This window comes from Exiguobacterium sp. 8A (assembly GCF_902506275.1).
In the GTDB taxonomy this organism is placed as follows: domain Bacteria; phylum Bacillota; class Bacilli; order Exiguobacteriales; family Exiguobacteriaceae; genus Exiguobacterium; species Exiguobacterium profundum.
The window spans coordinates 567065-582315 of record NZ_LR733630.1 but is presented as its reverse complement, the minus strand read 5'-3'; the positions used below and the strand labels follow the sequence as shown (position 1 = coordinate 582315).

Annotated in this window: 16 protein-coding genes and 1 tRNA gene; 9 read left to right on the top strand and 8 right to left on the bottom strand. The window is 46.2% G+C overall.

Going from position 1 to position 15251, the window contains the following annotated elements; all coding sequences use genetic code 11:
- Window positions 1-20: 20 nt before the first annotated feature.
- From GVY42_RS02965 to GVY42_RS02940, 6 genes are all read right to left on the bottom strand, one after another.
- Window positions 21-1439, bottom strand: coding sequence for a sucrose-6-phosphate hydrolase (locus GVY42_RS02965; RefSeq protein ID WP_159562262.1), 1419 nt, complete (start codon window positions 1437-1439; stop codon window positions 21-23).
- A gap of 19 nt (window positions 1440-1458) precedes the next feature.
- Window positions 1459-2889, bottom strand: coding sequence for a sucrose-specific PTS transporter subunit IIBC (locus GVY42_RS02960; RefSeq protein ID WP_159562261.1), 1431 nt, complete (start codon window positions 2887-2889; stop codon window positions 1459-1461).
- 2 nt (window positions 2890-2891) lie between these two features.
- Window positions 2892-3830 carry a carbohydrate kinase gene (locus tag GVY42_RS02955; protein ID WP_159562260.1) on the bottom strand — a complete coding sequence of 313 codons (939 nt, stop codon included), beginning with the start codon at window positions 3828-3830 and terminating at the stop codon, window positions 2892-2894.
- Window positions 3831-3937: 107 nt separating this feature from the next.
- Window positions 3938-4927: a LacI family DNA-binding transcriptional regulator gene (locus tag GVY42_RS02950; protein WP_159562259.1), complete on the bottom strand. Its 990-nt coding sequence runs from the start codon at window positions 4925-4927 to the stop codon at window positions 3938-3940.
- 47 nt (window positions 4928-4974) lie between these two features.
- Window positions 4975-5451 (bottom strand): N-acetyltransferase, encoded by a 477-nt coding sequence (locus GVY42_RS02945; RefSeq protein ID WP_159562258.1) that lies wholly within the window; start codon window positions 5449-5451, stop codon window positions 4975-4977.
- Between the two features lie 87 nt (window positions 5452-5538).
- Window positions 5539-6402 (bottom strand): cation diffusion facilitator family transporter, encoded by an 864-nt coding sequence (locus GVY42_RS02940; protein ID WP_159562257.1) that lies wholly within the window; start codon window positions 6400-6402, stop codon window positions 5539-5541.
- Between the two features lie 181 nt (window positions 6403-6583).
- Between GVY42_RS02940 and GVY42_RS02935 the strand changes: the two genes are divergently transcribed.
- The 6 genes from GVY42_RS02935 (at window position 6584) to GVY42_RS02910 (ending at window position 13160) form a co-directional block, all read left to right on the top strand.
- Window positions 6584-6895, top strand: a complete 312-nt coding sequence (locus tag GVY42_RS02935) for a hypothetical protein (protein WP_012726238.1) — start codon at window positions 6584-6586, stop codon at window positions 6893-6895.
- Between the two features lie 40 nt (window positions 6896-6935).
- Complete coding sequence (locus GVY42_RS02930) at window positions 6936-7727, top strand: class I SAM-dependent methyltransferase (protein WP_159562256.1); 792 nt, start codon at window positions 6936-6938, stop codon at window positions 7725-7727.
- Between the two features lie 153 nt (window positions 7728-7880).
- Entirely contained in the window at window positions 7881-10259 is a 2379-nt protein-coding gene (locus GVY42_RS02925) for an immune inhibitor A domain-containing protein (protein ID WP_371730217.1), read from the top strand.
- A 107-nt stretch (window positions 10260-10366) separates the two neighbouring features.
- Window positions 10367-10437: transfer RNA gene (locus tag GVY42_RS02920), tRNA-Thr, on the top strand.
- 360 nt (window positions 10438-10797) lie between these two features.
- A complete protein-coding gene (locus GVY42_RS02915) occupies window positions 10798-11868 on the top strand; it encodes a hypothetical protein (protein WP_159562254.1) in 1071 nt (356 codons plus the stop codon).
- 596 nt (window positions 11869-12464) lie between these two features.
- The gene (locus tag GVY42_RS02910; RefSeq protein ID WP_078146857.1) at window positions 12465-13160 is read left to right on the top strand and encodes a queuosine precursor transporter; all 696 of its coding nucleotides are present in this window, start codon (window positions 12465-12467) and stop codon (window positions 13158-13160) included.
- A 38-nt stretch (window positions 13161-13198) separates the two neighbouring features.
- Here the strand turns inward: GVY42_RS02910 and GVY42_RS02905 are convergent, their stop codons facing one another.
- Complete coding sequence (locus tag GVY42_RS02905; protein ID WP_159562253.1) at window positions 13199-13447, bottom strand: hypothetical protein; 249 nt, start codon at window positions 13445-13447, stop codon at window positions 13199-13201.
- Between the two features lie 147 nt (window positions 13448-13594).
- On the opposite strand from GVY42_RS02905, the gene GVY42_RS02900 reads away from it, so the two are divergent.
- The 3 genes from GVY42_RS02900 (at window position 13595) to GVY42_RS02890 (ending at window position 15013) form a co-directional block, all read left to right on the top strand.
- Window positions 13595-13951 (top strand): PilZ domain-containing protein, encoded by a 357-nt coding sequence (locus GVY42_RS02900; protein ID WP_159562252.1) that lies wholly within the window; start codon window positions 13595-13597, stop codon window positions 13949-13951.
- An 84-nt stretch (window positions 13952-14035) separates the two neighbouring features.
- Entirely contained in the window at window positions 14036-14677 is a 642-nt protein-coding gene (locus tag GVY42_RS02895) for a hypothetical protein (RefSeq protein WP_078146855.1), read from the top strand.
- 63 nt (window positions 14678-14740) lie between these two features.
- Window positions 14741-15013, top strand: coding sequence for a hypothetical protein (locus tag GVY42_RS02890; protein ID WP_159562251.1), 273 nt, complete (start codon window positions 14741-14743; stop codon window positions 15011-15013).
- Window positions 15014-15075: 62 nt separating this feature from the next.
- Here GVY42_RS02890 and GVY42_RS16665 read toward each other — a convergent pair whose 3' ends face one another.
- Window positions 15076-15204, bottom strand: coding sequence for a hypothetical protein (locus GVY42_RS16665; RefSeq protein WP_255541905.1), 129 nt, complete (start codon window positions 15202-15204; stop codon window positions 15076-15078).
- Between the last annotated feature and the right edge of the window lie 47 nt (window positions 15205-15251).

The window sequence follows — 15251 nt, the reverse complement described above, 5'->3', positions numbered from 1 at the left end:
CAAACGCTCAGCTTTTACATTCATTCATATTTCCAACCGACTAAACTTGCCTCGTCTCCGACGTAGCGGACCCGTTTCTCACCCTCACTCGGGAAGACGCGAAGGGTTGCCACAGCATCACCATCGTTGACGAAACACTCGACACTCGACGAGTCGACATACAAATGAAGGGACGTGACCTCAATCACTTTTGTCCGGGTCGTCCCAAACTCCGTCGCAAACGGTTCACCCGCGTTTGTCCGATCGATGGTCAATTCGCGTGTATCTTTCTCGTACCGAATCACGAGCGACTCATCTTCCGTCTTCAACAGTTCAAGTTTGAAGTCTTCTCCGGCCGTCGACAGTTCTAATTCAAAACGTTCGGGTGAGACCACGTCAAGCTGTGTCCCTGATTCGTTGACAAACTGGTCTTGTCGTAGTTGCTTCATTTCTGGGACAGGTCGTTGTTTCAATACACCATCTTCCACTGATAGTTCACGTGGCAGTGTTAACGCATGTGCCCAGCCGTACCGGTCTGTCGGATATTCGATTTCCGGTAGTCCCATCCAACCGACTAGAATACGACGCCCGTCATGCTCCGTCGATTGCGGTGCATAAAAGTCAAACCCGAAGTCGAGCTCTTCAAACGACTCATGTTTGAAGACGAGTGTCTCCAAATCAAGCGTGCCTGTGACATATCCAGATTGGTAGATGTTGTGGTAGCGATGACCTTCCGGCTCAATCCCTTGCGGAGAAAAAATGAGCACGTGTTTTCCTTCAATTTCAAAGACGTCAGGACACTCCCACATGTAACCGAACTGCTCGAGCCCCGTCTTCACTTCACCTAAAAATGTCCAATCACTTAAGTCAGTTGAACGATATAAGACGACACAACCTGTCTCATCTGTGCGCTGCGCCCCGACAATCGCATAATATGTGCCATCTGCTTCCCATACCTTTGGATCTCGGAAGTGTTCCGTATAGCCTGCCGGGATATCCGGGATGGCCACGTTGCGGCGCTCGATTATCCCTTCACGCAGTACACCGATGATTTGCGAGGCGTGACGCGTCCAATCGTCCGTACGATGATTCCCTGTATACATCACGTGAAGGGTGTCGTCTACAACGAAACCACTTCCAGAATAGGCACCGTGGGAATCTTCTTTCGTTTCAGGGACTAACGCCACCCCGCGGTCGGTCCAATGGACAAGATCTTTCGAACTGACATGATACCAATGTTTGAGACCGTGAACTGGCCCGAGCGGGAACCATTGATAGAATAGATGGTACTCTCCATCGTAATAGGTGAAGCCGTTCGGGTCATTGAGGAGGCCCGTCGGCGGCTGGATATGGTACCCAAACCGCCACGGGGATGCGGCCGTCTTTGCACGGAGCACCTCCATCTCGAGGGCGCTCACGTCACGGAGTGAACGATAACGTTCGGCCTTCGTCCAATTCATAGTGTCACTTCCTTTTTCGTTACGCGGCTTGTTTGACCGCTTCTTTTTTTGCTTGTCGTTTCGCAAGGATGAATGTCAATCCGAATGTCACGGCAAAGGCGATGGCCATACCAATGATATACGAGATGATCGAACCCGGTGCGATTGAAATAATTCCCGGTAATCCGGCAGCACCGAGCGCTACTGCCAATACGTCGTTTCCAACGATGAATGCAGAGGCAACGGCTGAACCGACGATGGCTGCGATGAATGGATAACGAAGTTTTAAGTTGACCCCGAACATGGCAGGCTCTGTGATCCCAAGTAATGCAGAGATTCCTGATGCTGAGGCGACACCTTTCATCTTCTTATCAGCAGTCAAGAAGAAGACGGCAAGGGTAGCTGCCCCTTGTGCGACGTTTGACATCGCAGCGATTGGGAAGATGAACGATCCCCCTGTTTCAGCGATATCGGCGAGAAGCTGTGTCTCAATTGCGATGAAGCTATGGTGCATCCCCGTGATAACGATTGGAGCGTAGAGAAGACCCATGATCAAGCCACCGACGAACCCGAGTGAATCGTACGTCCATACTAATCCATCAATGATCAAGTTCCCTGCTTCGCGTGTGATTGGACCCACGAAGGCGAACGTGATGAATGCTGTGAAGAGAAGTGAGAGCAATGGCGTGAGCAAAATATCAAGTGATGCCGGCATAAACTTCCGAATGTTGATTTCAAGTTTCGATAAAATATATGTCGAGACGAGGACTGGTAAGACTTGTCCTTGGTATCCTAACTTCTCAATCTCAAGCCCAAAGATGTTCCAAACCGGAATCTCCTCAACGCTTGCCTGAGCGTATGCATTGATCAAGTCCGGGTGAACCATGATCATCCCGAGTGCTGCACCGAGATATGGGTTACCACCGAACCGCTTGGCTGCGGAGAACCCTATGAGTACAGGTAGGAAGACGAAGGCGGCGTTTGCGAACGTATTGATCATCGCTGCTATGTCTGCCATGCCTGGATACTGGTCAATCAATGAACGTCCTTCAAAAAACAAATCCGGTGCTGTCAATAGGTTGTTGATCCCCATCAAGAGACCTCCGGCGACGATGGCCGGAATGATTGGGACGAAGATATCTGATAACATTTTGACAAATTGCTGGAGCGGGTTCATCTTTTTCGCTCCGGCTGACTTCACGTCTGTCGTTGACATGTCTCCAAGACCTGTCAATTGTAAAAATTCGGCATAAACCTTGTTGACCGTACCTTGTCCGATGATGATTTGGTATTGTCCTCCTGTCGAGAACGTTCCTTTGACGACGTCAAGTTGTTCGAGTGCTTTCTCATCGACCTTTGACTCATCGTTCAATACGAGACGAAGACGAGTCGCACAATGCGCCGCTGCCGCAACGTTCTCTTTACCGCCGATTGCCTCTAATATCGAAGCTGCTTCTTTTTTGTAATCCATTTTCATTTCCCTCCTAACGTTTCATTTACAAGCTGTCGTGTTGGAATGGCTGGAATGGCTCCATAAGCCGTACATGTCAATGCACCTGTTACATTCGCATATTCAATGTCGGAACGTAAGCGCTCCGGGTCAAACCCGAGTGTCGCCAAACGATACAAATAGGCACCAACGAATGCATCACCTGCACCCGTCGAATCCACACTCTCAATCGCAATCGATGGAACGATTTCGTGGTGAACCGTTGTCGCAATCAATGTGCCACGAGATCCGAGTGTGATTGCCACCTGTTTAGCTCCTAATCGGAGAAGCGCTTGAACCGCTTCTTCAAGTTGCTTCTCACCCGTTAACAAGTGGGCTTCTTCTTCACTTAGTTTGACGAAGTCTGCTTCTGCGATGAAATGTCTCGCGTCTTGTTTAAACTGTTCGAGGTCAGTGATCAGTGCATCCCGATAGTTCGGGTCGAACGAGATAAACAAGCCATCCCGCTTTGCAAATTGCAATAATTTGAAGTACGCATCTTTCAGTTTTCCATCAAGTAGTGCTGTCGCTGAACCAAAATGAATGATGTCTCTTGACTCAATCACTGATAAGTCGATTGAATCGAAGGCGTACTCTCCGTCACTTCCGCGACGGAATGTGAAGTCCCGCTCTCCATCCTCTTGAATTGATACGAATGCGAACGTCGTGTCTCCAGACTCCACAAGGTTTTCTGTTCGGACGCCGTTCTCGACCAACGTCTGTTTCAAGAAGAGACCAAACGGGTCATCTCCGACCTGTCCGAGGAAACTAGATTGCCCCCCGTGCTTACTGACGACTGCCGCGACATTCGCAGGTGCGCCCCCTGCTTTTTTGACGAACGTTGTCCCTTTAACGAGATTGCTTGAAGCATCCTCGCATACCCAGTCAATCAACAATTCGCCGATACAATGTACGGTGTTCATATCGTCCACCTCCAAAAATCATATGAGTTCTTTATACAATTGGTACCGGTTCCAAAATTAAGTAAAAAATGTTGCGGAACCGGTTCCGCAACACAAATGTAAACGATTTAATTTAACTTGTCAACGCTTTCGCGCACTTTTAGTTCAAAAATTGTGAACGTTTTCATTGAGACGTGTTCACCTTGCAACAGCTGTAGCATCATGTCGGCAGCTTTCGCACCAGTTCGGCGATAAGGAAGGTGTACCGTCGTGATGGATGGATGCAGGACTTCCGTGAAATCATATCCTCCAAATCCACTGACAGAGATATCCCTCGGGACAGTGATTCCTTGATTCGCCAATCCTTTCAATATTCCCAAAGCAATGTTGTCGGTCGCACAAACGATTAAGGAAACAGAGCCGACATTATCCGCCAACTGTTCACCGATTGGAATGGCATCCTCAATCTTAAACGTCGTTTGAATGACTCTGACATTTGCCTCCGACTCTTGAAACGCCCGCAAAAATCCGTCACGGCGTGCTTGACCGACCGCGATATCCGATTCATACACCCCGACATAGACCACGTTTCGATGACCCCACTCCGTGAACTGTTTACCGAGCGCATAGGCCGCATCATAGTCAGGATAGACGAGACTATGGACATTGTCATGTTGCTGACCAATCAACAAGACCGGGATTTGAATCGCCTCAATCGCCTCAAGATGACGTTCCGTGACCGTCGTCCCAAGCCAGATGATTCCGGCGACTTTTTGTTTGGCCAAATTGTATAGCTGTTCGATTTCTCGTTCCGTCTGTTGTGCTGTATTGACGACGAGCATTTGATATCCTCGTTCCGTGAGCTGTTCATCAATCCCCATCATCGTCCGTGAGGCGGCATACGAATCGAGCCGTGGAACGATGACCCCAATCATCTTCGTCTGTTTCGACTTGAGACTTTGCGCGAACTGATTCGGCTCATAGTTCGTATCTCGAATGACCCGGTCGAGTTTTTCCCTTGTTGCCTTTCCGACCGATCCACCGTTCAGATAGCGTGAGACCGTACTTTTGGCGACACCAGCGAGCTCGGCAATGTCTTTAATGGTGACTTGCTTCATCCTTACCCCTCCATATGAAAAAAGCTGACGTGCGAGACGCCGTCAGCTTAATGGTTTACCACATATCGTTTCTTAAAATTTAAATAATACAGACCGTTCCGCTTTTCGAACCCGTTCTGAATGAGAACATGATGCATCTCTTGTTGATGTGGGCTCGTCGGTGGGATGCCAGCCCGGACTGTTTGTCCATCCATCAATTTTGAGTCCAGTAAGGCAAGACGCAAACCTTCTGTCGCATATCCTTTGTTTTTGTACGCATCGAACACCATCAGGTCGAGTTGGTATACGCGGGCAAGCTTGAGTAACAAGACTTTACCGACCAGTTTGTCATCGACCATCAAGTCGTAATAGAAGTCTTCTCCATAACTATGCTCTTCTGCGTGATAAAGTTGCTCCGCCCCCATTTCCTCGAGGATCCCTTTTAACTCTTCAGCAGAAACGCCATATGCACTTTCTCCGTATTTTTGAAAGTGTTCATATTCAATCTCATCAATCTGGCGAATAGGTTGACGCACGATGTTCATCCCGTGCCCTCCTTAACTAGTAGTTCAATATCTGTCTGCGCTTATTATAAACGAATCCCTTCATGAAGCGCAAAAGATAACCGAACATCAAACCGGTTCGATATGAATATGCACCGAATCGACCGCATGCTCTTCATCTAGTTTCCGTTCGATATCGTCACACAATTCATGGGCCGCGTCCACAGTCAAATCGCCATCGACTGCAATCGTTACATCGAGCATCACGTGATTCCCAAGATGACGCCCTTTGATTTCCCGAACTTCTTTCACACGCTCAAATTGTTCAATCGTTTCCTCATAGGACTCGACGAGATGTGGAGGGAATCCGTCAGAAAGCTGATGGGTGGCATCTAAAAAGATTTGAATCGCTGTCCGGATGATCATGCCGGCAATCACAATTGCTAAGACCGTGTCCATCCAAGGCAGTTGAAAATAAGCGAATAGCACACCAAGTGTGGCTCCGACTGAAATCATCGCATCGGCCAAGTTGTCTTTCGCCGCCGCTTTAAGTGCCAATGACTTTGTTTTTCTCGCGAGGTTCAAGTTGAACCGATACACCCCGAACATGACGAGCGCACTGACGAAGGCGACGACCGCTGCCAACGGGTTCGGTTCGGTATACTCGCCCCCAATTAAGTTCGATAGACTGTTTAAGAAGACGAAAATACCGACCGCAATCATGATCAATGAAGCGATGAGAGCAGAGATCGTCTCCATTTTCGCATGACCATATTTATGCTCGGCATCCCGTGGCAATGCAGCCACCCGAATGCCAATATAGACCGCGACCGATGCAATGATATCCGTCGTATTGTTGAATCCATCGGCTAGGACCGCTTCAGATTCATATAAGTACCCGAAGAATACTTTTAGTATAGATAAAATCAAATATGCCGTAATCGACACAATCGCTCCTTTGAGCGCTTTTGGTGGATGATTTGTCGTTTCCATCCGCCCACCTCCTTATTAGCTCAGTTAGTATAGCAGGTGACATTCGTGTGGGGATAGAGAAACAATGTTTCTTACAGCCAAAATAAATGGAATATATTCCCGGTAGTTTCGTTTAACTAATTTTATGGTAAAGTAAACAGGAAGAGACCTTAGGGTTAAACCGCAAAAAGAGGTGAAACAGATGTTTACAGAACGTGATGGGATTAAATTACGATTGGAACAAATTGACAGATTGTTAATCGATTTGAATCGCGAGGCAAAGCAATTGATGGCACGTCTCCGCGAATTAGATGCTTCTGGCGAAAATCCGCACGAAGTATCTCTGAAACCTGAAGAACGTGATACGTTGAAGTCGTCAATCGATGAAACGCTTGAAGCGCTTCAAAGCCGTTCAAAACGTCCGATGAACGTGAACGATGAGAAGAAGAAAGAACTCGCTTCTCATAAAGCACTTATCGATGAATTATCAGACTTACTCAGTAAGAAAAAATGAGACGCAACTGCGTCTCATTTTTTATGAAGGAGCCCGGATTATGTATATTGTCACTACTTGTTTGCGCCCTACAGATGATGTCTTGTCTCGAGCGCATACGCATGCCACAGAATACAAGATGAAATTTGTCGACCGACGCAAACTTTCCATTGATGAGTTGAAGAAGCGTCATCAACAAGGTGTACTTATCTTTGATAAACGACGTGTCGAGTTCACACCTTTGCATAGTACAGAGCCGTTCTTTTTTCACCCATCGAGCTCTGTCTTTCGGGTAAAGCAACTGAGCCGAGGTGGATCAGATCCACTCATTGATGCCATGCAAGCAAATCCAGGTGATCATGTTCTAGATTGTACACTCGGACTCGGCTCGGACAGTATCGTCATGAGCCATGTCGTCGGTTCAACCGGTAAAGTAATTGGCCTTGAGAGTCAATTCATTACGGCACAGCTCGTCCGGGAAGGCATGTCCGTATGGGTCGAAAAAGATGAGCAGGTCAATGAGGCGATGCGACGCATTGAGGTCGTTCACTCCAACTCTCTCGACTATTTGAAAACGTGTGCGGAAAATTCGTTTGATTGTATCTACTTTGATCCGATGTTTGAAAAGACAATTTCAGAATCGGTTCATCTGAACCCACTTCGCACAATCGCCGACACTTCCCCTCTCACAGAAGAGTTGATTATCGAAGCCAAACGAGTAGCCAAGAAACGAATTGTCCTGAAAGCGCATTATGAGAGCGATTCCTTTAAACGGTACGGTTTCACTCACATAAAACGTAAAACGTCGAAATTCCATTACGGATATATCGACCTAGAGTCTAAGTCTATTTAGTTAAATTGAACTAAATAGGTCTTTAGACTCTTTTTTCGTGTATTATTTTCTGAATATTGACATTAATCAGACACAGAGAGTACATTTACAACAAGCTCACACATTTTCCCATTATTTTTTAACAGGAGGTTCACACAAATGAAAAAACGTTCCATCCGTCGAACGACACTCGCGGCTCTCATGACATCTGCCATGACGGTCAGTATCGTTCCGGCAGCTGGTGCTGCTCCCCTCTCGGTTGCACCATCGGTTCCGACAACGAGCGAGCTCGCTCCGTTCGACCACAATATCATCGATGAAGAGCGCCTCGCGAAAGCTCTCGAGAAACGTGGCGTCATCAAAAAAGGATTGTCTTCATCTGAACGCATGAAAGCAGTCGATGCGTATATCGCGAAAAAGCAAGGCGAAGCGAAAGATCCACATAAGCATGACGACAAAGTGGACGAGAAGGCTTCAAAAGCAAAAGAGAAGATACATACTCAATTCGAAAAGGAATCAAAACGAATTCTTGATAAAGCGAAAAAAGGGCAAGGAAATTACCGTAAAGGGAAACCGAACGGTCAAGTAAAAGTATCTCCTGCCCAGCAATCTGCATACAGCGGCTCGGTACGTGAAGATAAAGTCCTCGTCCTCCTCGTCGAGTACAGCGACTTCAAACACAACAACATCATTCAAGAACCGGGCTATATGTACAGCGATAATTTCAGTAAAGAACATTATGAAAAGTATATGTTCGGTGATCAACAATTTGAACTCTTTAACGGTGAAAAGGTTCAAACGTTCAAACAATACTATGAAGAACAATCAGGCGGAAGTTATACAGTCGATGGTGAGGTTTCGGAGTGGTTGACCGTTCCAGGAACCGCGAAAGACTATGGTGCGGACAAAGGCGATGGTGGACATGATAACGTCGGACCGGGACCACGTCAACTCGTCAAAGATGCGTTGAATGCTGCGGTCGCATCTGGAATCGATTTGAAAGAACATGACCAATACGATCTATACGATTTGGATGGAGACGGTGACTTCAATGAGCCGGACGGTCTCGTTGACCACTTGATGATCATCCACGCTGGGACTGGCCAAGAAGCGGGTGGCGGTGCGCTCGGTGACGATGCGGTATGGTCACATCGCTGGGTTCTTGATGGTGTTTACCCAGTAGCCAATACAGAAGCTGCAGTTCCTTACTGGGGCGGAAAAATGGCTGCGTACGATTACACGATTCAACCAGAAGATGGTGCGGTCGGCGTTTTCGCACACGAATTCGGACATGACCTCGGTCTTCCCGATGAGTACGATACGCAGTACATAGGTCAAGGCGAACCGGTTCAATCATGGTCAATCATGAGTGGCGGTAGCTGGGCCGGTAAAGTCGCAGGTACGGAGCCAACAAGCTTCTCACCACAAAACAAAGAATACTTCCAAAAAATCATGGGTGGAAACTGGGCAAATATCACTGAAGTCGACCTTGAAGACATCAACTCTCAAGGATTCGTCGCACAACTCGACCAATCTGTGACGAAATCAAACAACCCAGGCATCGTCAAAGTCAACCTTCCTGATAAGAAGATTAAAGGAATCGAACCAGCTTATGGCGATCGCTACTATTACTCGACAAAAGGTGACGACATCCATACTGAGATGGCAACACCAGCTGTGAAACTCGGTGCGGACGGAGTCCTCGCATTCGATTCATTCTATGAAGTCGAATCTGACTATGATTACTTGTACATCAAAGCCCTTAGCGGTGGTCAAGAAGTCGTTCTCGATGTATTCGGTGACGAGGTCAACGGCGCGAACGAAGCAGGCTACCCTGCTGAGACGACAAACGGTGCATGGGTCAACAAATCATACGACCTCTCACAATTCGCTGGTCAAGATGTTCAAATCGTCTTTGAATACGTGACAGACGGCGGCGTCGCCATGAAAGGCTTCGCAGTCGACAACTTGTCAATCAAATCAGAATCCGCAACACTCTTCGCAGATGATGCGGAAGGCGCTGAAGCCGTGACGCTCGATGGATTCGTCTCTTCAGACGGATACGATTCAAAACCACACTATTACTACCTTGAATGGCGTAACCACGCCGGGTCGGATATGGGACTTCTCAACGGCCGCGGCGTGAAATACAACACAGGTCTCGTCGTGTGGTACGGTGATGACTCGTACACAGACAACCGGGTCGGTGTCCACCCTGGTGAAGGGTTCCTCGGTGTCGTCGATTCACATCCTGAAGCGCTCATCGGTAACTTGAACGGTCAACAGACAGTCGCAGGTAGTACACGTTACCAAATTGCTGATGCGGCGTTCAGTCTCGATAAGACGCTCGCTTGGTATATCGATTCACCGAGTCGTGGCGTGTATGATTACAAAGCACAGCCTGGCGTGAAGCAGTTCAATGATGCAAACTCTTACATCAACTCGCTCATTCCAGATGCAGGACGCAAACTTCCGCAATACGGTCTCGTCATTGACGTAGTCGGTGAAGCGAAAGACAACTCTGCAGGTGCCGTTTGGATCCGTACAAAATAATGATGTAGCATTCGACCTCCAGTCTTCCTTTATCGAAGATTGGAGGTCTTATTATTCTAAAAAAGCTTGAAAACGACGAATAATCTGTGTAACATAGTTGGTGTAACGCCTCTGTAGGTTAGTGGCAGACCTCAGCAATGGTAATGCTGCAGCACGAGTTCGATTCTCGTCGGAGGCATCATAAATATCGCTTAACGAAGCGGTTTAGAGCACTTCCTGTTTATGACAGGGGTGCTTTTTTCGTTTATTTCCACTTTCATATCTCAATCAAAATTATGTTTTTATTATGTAAAATATTTTTTAGTGGCGTCGATTCTATTTTTGTTCATTTTAAACTTTATTTAACAAATATCGGTATAAATAGAATTGGTGATATAATAGATGGGACATTTTGAAGGGAGTGGAGAAAGTGTTAGACTTTTTGTTTCTTATAAGTTTTCTTGTTCTCGCAATCTCGTTCTTATTAAACTCAGCTGCTAAAGGTGAAATGAAGAAAGATTCTTGTATGCACATACAACCTACTGTGAAGATGTTAAGAATGCAACGAACGACTCGGCAATTGATGGGCGTATCTGGGGCCGGTCTACTGATTCTGTTCGCGATTGTTTCGGCTTTTCCGCCGAGAGAAGAAGAACCTGTAGCTAGTGCTATTAAAATAGTCGGAGAGGAAAATAGGGAAACTTCAAATAAAGACACGCTTACGGTTGATACTAATTTAGTATTGGACGACCTTGCGTCTTTGCCAGAAGTGCCTGCCAGATACACAGACCGATACAACGAAGTAAATGAAGTTATTGCGCGGACCGACTCCCTCCTCACCCTCATCAAGAAAAATATGAGCGAATGCGATGGCCCTTGTAGCGACCTCCCTCTGGAAGAAATCCAAACTCGTTTCGATGTGATGGAAGAATTAATCACCACTTCTCGCAACCAATTACAGAAGGCGTCTGAGATTGTGAATGAGATGGCGCTGGAAGAACCCACCGAATTGCACACGCGAAAATTATTCGAACTTGAAGAGAACTTGCAAGCAACCTCTTATTCACTCGAAACAATGCAGATTGCGGAGTCGTGGGAAAGTTGGGATGAGCCAATTAAATATATAGAGAATACACGCAAGGAACGCTTATATAAAATCCCATTAGAAGATACAATTCTTCAAGTCGAAAGCAGAAGCGAGTTTGATGACGGGGTTGCATACTCGCAAGATGAAATGAACAGCGCATTCCACATCACTAGTTCTATTGATCGTATGTTATTTGATATTTCCTCTGCGAAAGACTTCTTAAGAACACACGAACCTAGTTATGTTCCTCAATCTATCGAAAATGTATTTCAAATCGCAATGAAATATGAGGACGACTTAAAATATGCGATTGAAAACACAGGGGATGAACGAGTTACGAAAGAATACAGCATCGCACTCGAAAAAGTAGAAATCCTATTGGGTTCATTGCAGGGTTATGAAGAATTAACTTCACAGTACTCAGCTACTCAATCTGAACAAGATAAACTTATTACGTTACTAACGGATATGGAATCCTCTTTAGCCTTTGAGAAAGTTTACATTAAGTCAGTCTTATCAGATACTCCACTTACCTACAACTGATTCTGTGCACAGCATTGTGAGCACTTACCACCCATGCACAGTCGAATGCAAAGTTTTATACACCGATAACTTACAACGACTATTTTGGCAATAGTTCAATCACACCATACCTTTCATGAATCTACTCCCACGAAATCCTAAATAAGAAATGATAATGCTGCAGGGCGAGTTCGATTCTCTTCGAATGCATCAACTATATCCTTCAATCAAGCGGTTAAAAGCACCTACCGAACTTTTCATTTGACCTTCGGGACCTAAGTTAAAGACAAACGGCCGCCAGCTGACGATCGTTGCGTTGCTCGCCCGTCGACGCACCGACTCCTGCAGGAGAGCAATCCAACGGAGACCCAGCAGCGACACAAGTCGCGATGCGGCTCCGGGATTGCCTGCGGAAAGCGCGGGCGTCGGAAAGGCGAGCGATAATATTCATGTTAGTCAACAAACTGCACTTCCTGAATGCTTCAGAAGGTGCTTTTTATTTGCTCGTCCACTATCATATGAATTTCTTCATCCCCCCTCTCCTTGACATCATTTCCGTTCCTCTATAAACTTGAAAAGTTGAAATCATTGAATAGTTAGAGGAAGGAGCATGATTCATGCTAAACGAATGGTTATGGATTCCTTCTGCCATCCTTACACTCGGACTACTCGTCCTCAGTTACAAGTTATTCGGACGAGTCGGCTTATATGCTTGGATTGCGATGGCTTCGGTCGTTGCAAACATCCAAGTCACGCAACAGATTGTAATTGGCGGATACATTTTCACGCTCGGTAACATCGTTTACGGTTCGCTCTACTTGGCAACCGATATTTTGAACGAAAAACATGGGCGAGCGGCTGCCCGTAAAGGCGTATGGCTCGGATTTTTCATCTTGATCGTCTCAACGGTACTCATGCAATACGCACTGTTATATGAGCCGTTTGAAGAGGCACTGTTCATGCACGAAAGCTTCGAGGCACTCTTCTCGATGCTGCCATTGATCACACTCGGTAGCCTTGCTGCCTATTTGGTCTCTCAATTGTTCGATGTCTTCGTCTATTCGAAGATTCGCGCAAAAACTGGCGAGAAGAAGCTTTGGCTTCGTACGACAGGTTCGACCGTCTTATCTCAACTGATTGATACGTTCACGTTCTGTATCATCGCATTCTGGGGAATGGAATGGGACATTTGGTGGAATATCTTTATCACGACATACGTGGCCAAGTTTGTAATCGCGTGGATGGCGACACCGTTTATGTATTACGCAAAACGGACAAATCCACAAGACGAAACCGAACAGGACGCCGCATAAGGAAAAGCCGTAACTTCATGTTGAAGTTACGGCTTTTCTCATGGTCGTTCGATCTGGATACGCACAGCATACGGACGGGCTTCTTCAATCGACGCCGACTCTCGACAGACGGTAATCGCTTTGAATGCATCAATCGCGACCGCCTCGATGGTATGATCGTTCGTTTCGACTTCAAGAATGGTATAAGCAGGTAAGCGCTCGAGTTTAACCCACTCCCCGTTACGTTTTTTTTCATAGATGACTGGTGTTTGAATCGAGTAACGTCGGAGTAAATCATGTACATTCATCTGATCTCCTCCCTATTCAAATCGTACACCTATTATAGAAAGCGCTTTCACTTTTGTAAAGCGAGTACACTATAATTTTATACAATCTTCCACTTCATTTTAAATTCAATTTTGCCGATAAAAGAAGTAAAGAAATGGGGTGAATTGATGCGTTATCGCCGACAGGAGACGTTCCGCTATATCCTACCGAATCCCCGTACCATCCCTTATCGACTTGTATGGGAAGAAAAAGAACTCTATGATGGGGAAGGATTGCTTCTCAATGTAAGTTCTCATGGATTAAAATTGCGATCGGACTACCTCTTCCCGCTCTCTGATGATTTACAGGTCCATTTTCTTTTCGACCTCGTTCCGACGCTTCAACCGATCGAACTCATTGGACATGTCAGACACCGTGGCCAAACGGGCTCGCTGTATGATTATGGGATCATGCTTGATGTGAAGGCTGACGAAACTCAGCAACTCGTCACGATGATTAAAACGTATGCACGTGAAAATAAATGAGAACATGCGTCAGGCATCTTCTCATTTTTTCGTGTCTCCAAAAGAGGGTATACTACAACTATCAACCATTGACGAGGTGTTCGTATGACAAGAAAATTCTTATTGATTCCTTGGGGACTGGCAATTGCATTCGCCGTCATCGGTCCAAATGTCCCGTTCGACGGACGCTTTCTTCTCGATTTTGTGACTTATAATACCGAGGCGTACGAAGGCTATTCTCTATCGCTCTTTAGTATCTTAGGGGTGTTTCCCCTGGCGATGTTTCCACTTCTTTGGTCAGAAGTGAATCAGCTCAAACCGAATCCACTCATCGCCGCTGTCACCAGTTTTTTCGTTGGGGGATTTCTACTCGCTCCTTATTTGGCTTTTGCGAGACAGTCACCTTATCCGACCCCGGTCAAACCACTGCCGACCCGTATCCTCGGCGTTGTGCTTTTACTGGTGACAATCGGGTTGTTCATCGCTGCAGCCAATACCGGAAATGTTGCTGAATACTGGTCATATGTGGAGAACAATCAATTTGTTCGAACGATGACCGTTGATTTCTTCTTGTTGGCATTCATTCAAATCACGTTAATGAATCGGGACGCGAAACGCTATAAAATGAGTTTATGGCCGCTCCCTTACATCCCGTTGTTCGGTCTCATTTTTTGGCTCATGATTCGTCATCAAAAACCGTTCAACGAAGCACCTCCAAAGCGTGAACGGGCTGAAATGAAACATTGAGCACCCATTTTTCATCAAAAACGGCTATACTAGAAATTAGTTTTTAATGAAGGAGACCATCATATGCGTTATTTCCAAGTCACTTCTTACGTGACTGTCAAGAATGAAGAACTCGAATTCAATGAATATGTAAAAATTCCAAACCAAAAAGTCGATCAGTTTTTGAAAGACACATTGGAACTAGATTTATACGATGACCAAGTGACATTGCGTGAATGTGTTGTCGAAAAAGGGAAATGGGAATGCCCAGTCGGTGATTTTGTCATCACGGAGCATATGAACGAGAAGACATTCAATCGGCTACAAAACAGCCGCTCTGTAAAGTCAACATCATAAACCAACTCAAAAAGATCCTGCTAGCTCATTGTGCTAGCAGGATCTTTTGACTGTTACACGATTTATTCGTTAGATTCTTCCTCTGGATCAGGGTCAGGATGCTGTGTCGGAGCCGGTTTTTTCGCCGGATCCGACTCGTCATCCGGTAGCGGATCCGGGTGAACCCCTGGTTGTGATTCGTCACGCTTCATCGTATCCCTCCTTCATGTTTACTCCACTTGTTTATCCTTTTTTCACA

What these genes read in the sequence shown, in the direction of transcription:
- GVY42_RS02890 (WP_159562251.1), top strand. Translation starts at nt 14,741, where the DNA reads ATGCGTTATTTCCAAGTCACTTCTTACGTGACTGTCAAGAATGAAGAA.
- GVY42_RS02915 (WP_159562254.1), top strand. Translation starts at nt 10,798, where the DNA reads ATGCAACGAACGACTCGGCAATTGATGGGCGTATCTGGGGCCGGTCTA.
- GVY42_RS02940 (WP_159562257.1), bottom strand. Translation starts at nt 6,402, where the DNA reads ATGGAAACGACAAATCATCCACCAAAAGCGCTCAAAGGAGCGATTGTG.
- GVY42_RS16665 (WP_255541905.1), bottom strand. Translation starts at nt 15,204, where the DNA reads ATGAAGCGTGACGAATCACAACCAGGGGTTCACCCGGATCCGCTACCG.
- GVY42_RS02930 (WP_159562256.1), top strand. Translation starts at nt 6,936, where the DNA reads ATGTATATTGTCACTACTTGTTTGCGCCCTACAGATGATGTCTTGTCT.
- GVY42_RS02960 (WP_159562261.1), bottom strand. Translation starts at nt 2,889, where the DNA reads ATGGATTACAAAAAAGAAGCAGCTTCGATATTAGAGGCAATCGGCGGT.
- GVY42_RS02900 (WP_159562252.1), top strand. Translation starts at nt 13,595, where the DNA reads ATGCGTTATCGCCGACAGGAGACGTTCCGCTATATCCTACCGAATCCC.
- GVY42_RS02945 (WP_159562258.1), bottom strand. Translation starts at nt 5,451, where the DNA reads ATGAACATCGTGCGTCAACCTATTCGCCAGATTGATGAGATTGAATAT.
- GVY42_RS02935 (WP_012726238.1), top strand. Translation starts at nt 6,584, where the DNA reads ATGTTTACAGAACGTGATGGGATTAAATTACGATTGGAACAAATTGAC.
- GVY42_RS02950 (WP_159562259.1), bottom strand. Translation starts at nt 4,927, where the DNA reads ATGAAGCAAGTCACCATTAAAGACATTGCCGAGCTCGCTGGTGTCGCC.
- GVY42_RS02905 (WP_159562253.1), bottom strand. Translation starts at nt 13,447, where the DNA reads ATGAATGTACATGATTTACTCCGACGTTACTCGATTCAAACACCAGTC.
- GVY42_RS02955 (WP_159562260.1), bottom strand. Translation starts at nt 3,830, where the DNA reads ATGAACACCGTACATTGTATCGGCGAATTGTTGATTGACTGGGTATGC.
- GVY42_RS02910 (WP_078146857.1), top strand. Translation starts at nt 12,465, where the DNA reads ATGCTAAACGAATGGTTATGGATTCCTTCTGCCATCCTTACACTCGGA.
- GVY42_RS02895 (WP_078146855.1), top strand. Translation starts at nt 14,036, where the DNA reads ATGACAAGAAAATTCTTATTGATTCCTTGGGGACTGGCAATTGCATTC.
- GVY42_RS02965 (WP_159562262.1), bottom strand. Translation starts at nt 1,439, where the DNA reads ATGAATTGGACGAAGGCCGAACGTTATCGTTCACTCCGTGACGTGAGC.